The 4421-nt window shown below is 67.9% G+C and carries 2 protein-coding genes and 1 pseudogene; 1 reads left to right on the top strand and 2 read right to left on the bottom strand.

Translation table 11 applies throughout. The features are described 5' to 3' along the window. Positions 1-1905: pseudogene (locus ACT6Y9_RS08905) on the top strand (excinuclease ABC subunit UvrA); the annotation flags it as partial. Positions 1906-1976: 71 nt separating this feature from the next. Here ACT6Y9_RS08905 and lptG read toward each other — a convergent pair. Beyond that, positions 1977-3113 (bottom strand): LPS export ABC transporter permease LptG, encoded by a 1137-nt coding sequence (gene lptG / locus ACT6Y9_RS08900; protein ID WP_443744274.1) that lies wholly within the window; start codon positions 3111-3113, stop codon positions 1977-1979. Then, on the bottom strand, positions 3110-4240 hold the full coding sequence (lptF, locus tag ACT6Y9_RS08895) for an LPS export ABC transporter permease LptF (RefSeq protein ID WP_295480819.1): 1131 nt from the start codon (positions 4238-4240) through the stop codon (positions 3110-3112). The genes lptG and lptF overlap by 4 nt, the downstream gene beginning before the upstream one ends. Positions 4241-4421 lie beyond the last annotated feature (181 nt).

Raw genomic sequence — 4421 nt, 5'->3', positions numbered from 1 at the left:
GTCGCCCCGGGGCTGCGCGCCCTCGAGGCGGGCGAACTTTATTCGCTCGAGCGCGCCTGCCCCGTATGCGGCAGAAGCCTCCCGGAGCTCGACCCGCGGCTCTTCTCCTACAACTCCGAAATGGGCGCCTGCCCGACCTGCTCGGGCTACGGCGTGCTCACGCAGGCGATCCGCCGCGCCGTGAAGAAGGGCGAAGCGATGGCCGAGGAGTTCTCGGCCTCTGCGGACGAACCTGAAGTGGTCTGCCCCGACTGCGGCGGCGCGCGCCTCAACGCCGTCGCCCGCGCTGTCCTCTGGCAGGGCCGCGCGATCCAGGAGGTCTGCGCGATGACCGCGGTCGAGGCGGCGAAGTGGTTGGACGGCCTCAAGCTCGACCCCCGCAGCGCCGCGATCGCGCGCGACGCGCTCGCCGAAATCCGCTCGCGCCTCGCGTTCCTCGCCGAGGTGGGGCTCGACTACCTCACGCTCGGGCGCAGCGCCCCGACGCTCTCCGGGGGCGAAACGCAGCGCATCCACCTCGCGAGCCAGCTCGGCACGAACCTGCGGGGCGTGTGCTACGTGCTCGACGAACCGACGATCGGACTGCACCCGCGCGACAACGCGATGCTCCTGCGCGCCATCGCCTCACTCACGAGGAAGGGCAACACGCTCCTCGTCGTCGAGCACGACGAGGAGACGATCCGCAGCGCCGACCACGTGATCGACATTGGTCCGGGCGCGGGCGCGCGCGGCGGACGGCTCATGGCCGAAGGGACGGTCGAGGACGTGGCTGCGGTCCCCGACTCCCCCACCGGCCGCATGCTCGCCCACCCGCTCCCCCACACGGGCGTGCCCGTGCGCGCCCCCGATCCCGAGAGCCGCAGGCTCGTGCTCAGGGACGTCTCGGCGCGCAACCTCTCGATCCCGGAGCTCGCGGTTCCGCTCGGACGCCTCACGGTGGTGACGGGCGTCTCGGGATCCGGGAAGTCCACGCTCTGCCGCGAAGTGCTCTTTGAGAACCTCCGCCGCCGCCTCGAGGACCCGGCGCTCCCGCCCGTCGGTCTCGCCGCCATCGAGGGAGCCGAAGCCGTCGGACGCGTGCTCGAGGTGGACCAAACGCCGATCGGCAAGAATCCGCGCTCGTGTCCGGCCACGTACGTCGGCGTGATGACGGCGATCCGCGACCTCTTCGCCTCGACCAATGAGGCGAAGGAACGCGGCTACGGTCCGGGTCGCTTCACCTTCAACAAGACCGAGGGCGCTTGTCCCGTCTGCGCGGGCCAGGGACTGCGCACGGTGGAGATGAACTTCCTCCCCGACGTGAAGGTGCTCTGCGAGGCGTGCGCGGGCAAGCGCTTCAACGCCGAGACGCTCGACGTCAGGTGGAAAGACCGTTCGATCGGAGACGTGCTCGAGATGGAGGTGGACGAGGCGGTGGAGTTCTTCGCCGCCATGCCTGCGATTGCGCACCCGCTCAAGCTCATGCAGGACGTCGGGCTCGGGTACCTCACGCTCGGGCAGCCCTCGCCCACGCTTTCCGGGGGCGAGGCGCAGCGCATCAAGCTCGTCACCGAGCTCGCCAAGGTCCGCACCGACGGCGCCTTCTCAGCGCGCGCGCCGCACACGCTCTACGTGCTCGACGAGCCGACCGTGGGGCTGCACATGGCCGACGTCGCGAAGCTCACGGGCGTGCTCTCGCGGCTCGTGGACGCCGGGAGCACGGTCGTCGTGATCGAGCACAACCTCGACGTCGTCGCCGACGCGGACTGGGTGATCGATCTCGGCCCCGAAGGCGGCTCGAGCGGCGGGCGCGTCGTCGCCGAGGGCGTTCCCGCGGACGTGGCGCGCCGCAAAACGGCGACCGGTCGGGCGCTCAAGAGCTTCCTCGCCGCGCACAAGTCCGCCCGCGCGAAGCGCGGGCGCTGAGCGCAAAAGGGAAAAAACAAACGCCGCCCCGGCAACGGGACGGCGTTTGTTTTTTCAGGAGGGAGGCGCCCCTAGCGCCGCTCGACCCACCAGAGCGCGAGCGCGGAGGCGCCGAGCATGAAGACGCTCGGCACGGCCGCCATCAGTGCGGGCGGCGCACTCGCGGCGGCCGAAAGGTAGGAGAAGAGGTTGTTGAGCGCATAGAAGGCGATGCCGATCAGCACGCCGAGGAAGATCTTGATCGCGACGCCGCCCGAGCGGGCGTTCAGGTAGCCGAAGGGCATCGAGATCGCAAGCATCACGAGCACGCCCACCGGATAGAAGGCCTTCGACCAGAAGACGGAGCGGTAGTGGTCGGAGACCTGGTTCACCCGATCGAGATGCGCGATGTAGCTCGAGAGGTCGAGCATCGCCATGCGCTCGGGCTTGGTCATCATCACGCCGAGAATCTCGGGGGTCACCGTCGAAGCGAGGGGGAGTTCAGCCGCGGTGCGCCGCACGAGGGGCGCCTGCTGCGGATTCTCCTTGTCGCGGTCGAGCTTCGGGTAGATCGTCTCGACGGCGTTCCTGAGCGTCCAGCCCTTCCCGGGCGTGAAGACGCCCGACTCGGCGCGCACGATGCGCGAGAGCTTGCCCGCGTCGTTGAATTCGAAGACGCGCCAGGCGCCCGTCTCGAGGCGATTGGCCGCGGAGATGGAGGAGATGTTGATGAAGCGGTCCACTTCTGTCCCGTCGGGAGTCTTCGTGAGGTCGCGCACCCATGCGCCCGAGTTGTAGCCCCGCGCGGTGAGCGTGGGGTCGTTCGCCGAGCGCACCTCGGTCGAGTAGCGCATCGCCCAGGGCGCGGCCACCTCGCCGAGGACGTAGGTCGAGACGAGGAGCACGAGCCCGGGGACGACGAGCATGGCGGCGAGCCTGACCGGCGACATGCCCGCGGCGCGCAGCACCGTGAATTCCGACGTGGACGCCCAACGCGACATCGTGTAGACCGCGGCGAGGAGCACCGCCAGAGGCGAGAGCTCGTAGGCGCGCTGCGGGAGCGTGAGTCCCGTGAGCAGAAAGGCCGTCGCGAGGTCGTATTCATTGCGGCCCACCTCGTCCATCTGACCGATCAGGCCGAAGAACGCGAAGAGCGCGATGAGCACGATCAGCACGAAGAGCGTCGATAAGAGGATGTCCTTGGTGAACTGACGGGCAATGACCTTCATCGCGAACCTCCCGAGAGGCGCCGGCCGCGCCAGTACCAGAGGGTCATCCACTTGGGCGTCCACCGCGTGAGCCAGACGCGGCGCACGAAGAGCAGCACCGCCACGAGGAGGACCGAGCCGTTGAGAAGAAGGAGCGCCGCAATCATCGAAATCTTCTCCTGCGACACCCAGCTCTCGGCGATCGAGAGTCCGTTGAGGTAGAGGATGAAGATGAGCGCGGCCATCAGCAGGTTGAGGCTTCTGCCCGCACGCGGCGAGGTGCACGAGAGCGGTATCGCGAGGAGCACGAGGTTGAGGGCCGCAATGGGCCAGGTGAGGCGCCAGAGGAGCTCGGCCTGGTTGCCCGGCGTGGGCATCGCGAGAAGGACCGAGAGGGGCTGCGAATTCGCCTTGGTCGAGCGGAAGACGTCGTCCACCTTGATGTCGAGGCGTACGCCGTAGTCGTCGAACTCGACGACGCGCGTCGCAGAGGTCGCCCTGTCGGTCTCATAGCGCGCGCCGTCCTTGAGGATGACGTAGCGGTCGCCGTCGGCGTTCACCTCGACCGTGCCGCGCTCGGCGGTGACGACGGAGTCCTGGGTGCGGCCCGATTCGGCGACGAAAATGCGGCTCACGGAGCTCGGCGTGTCGCCCGCGGACTCGATGAAGAAGACGCGCCGGCCGCCCTGCGCCTCAATGAAGCGCCCCGGAGAGATGGCGTTCACGTCGTCGCGCTGCACGAAGGCCGTCCGGAGCTTCTGCGTCTCGGCGCGCGCCCAGGGGGCGACCACGATCGAGAGCAGCGCGATGAAGATGCAAACGGGAAGCGCGAAGCGCAGCACCGGACCGATCCAGGAAAGCAGGGACCGCCCGCCCGAGGAGAACCACACCACCATCTCGTTGTCCTGCCAGGAGCGCATCATCGTCATCATCACGGCGATGAAGAGCGAGGCGGCGAGCAGCGGCGGCATGTTCACGAGCGCGTTGTAGAGCACGAGCTGGAAGACGGCCGAGTGGTCCACGCTGCCGCCAGCGGCCATGTTGAGGAAGTTCACCATGGCGACGGCGAGGACGATCGTGAAGAGCACGGTGAAGACCCCGCCCGCGACGTTGGCGAGCTCGGAGATCAGTGAACGCTTGAAGATCATGCTTCAGAAGACGAGGAATCCGGACCCCGGGCGAAGGCCCGGGTGTGAAGCAGATGATTGTACCTGCAGTACCGGAAGCGCAGACAAGCAAAGGCCCCTGCTGAGCGAATCAACAGGGGCCTTCTATGTAGGGAGCCTGGCGATGACCTACTTTCACTGGAAATACAACCAACTATCATCG

Source organism: Sutterella sp. (assembly GCF_052272535.1).
In the GTDB taxonomy this organism is placed as follows: domain Bacteria; phylum Pseudomonadota; class Gammaproteobacteria; order Burkholderiales; family Burkholderiaceae_F; genus Sutterella.
The sequence above is the reverse complement of the archived record's forward strand: the minus strand, read 5'-3'. Positions and strand labels throughout refer to the sequence as shown.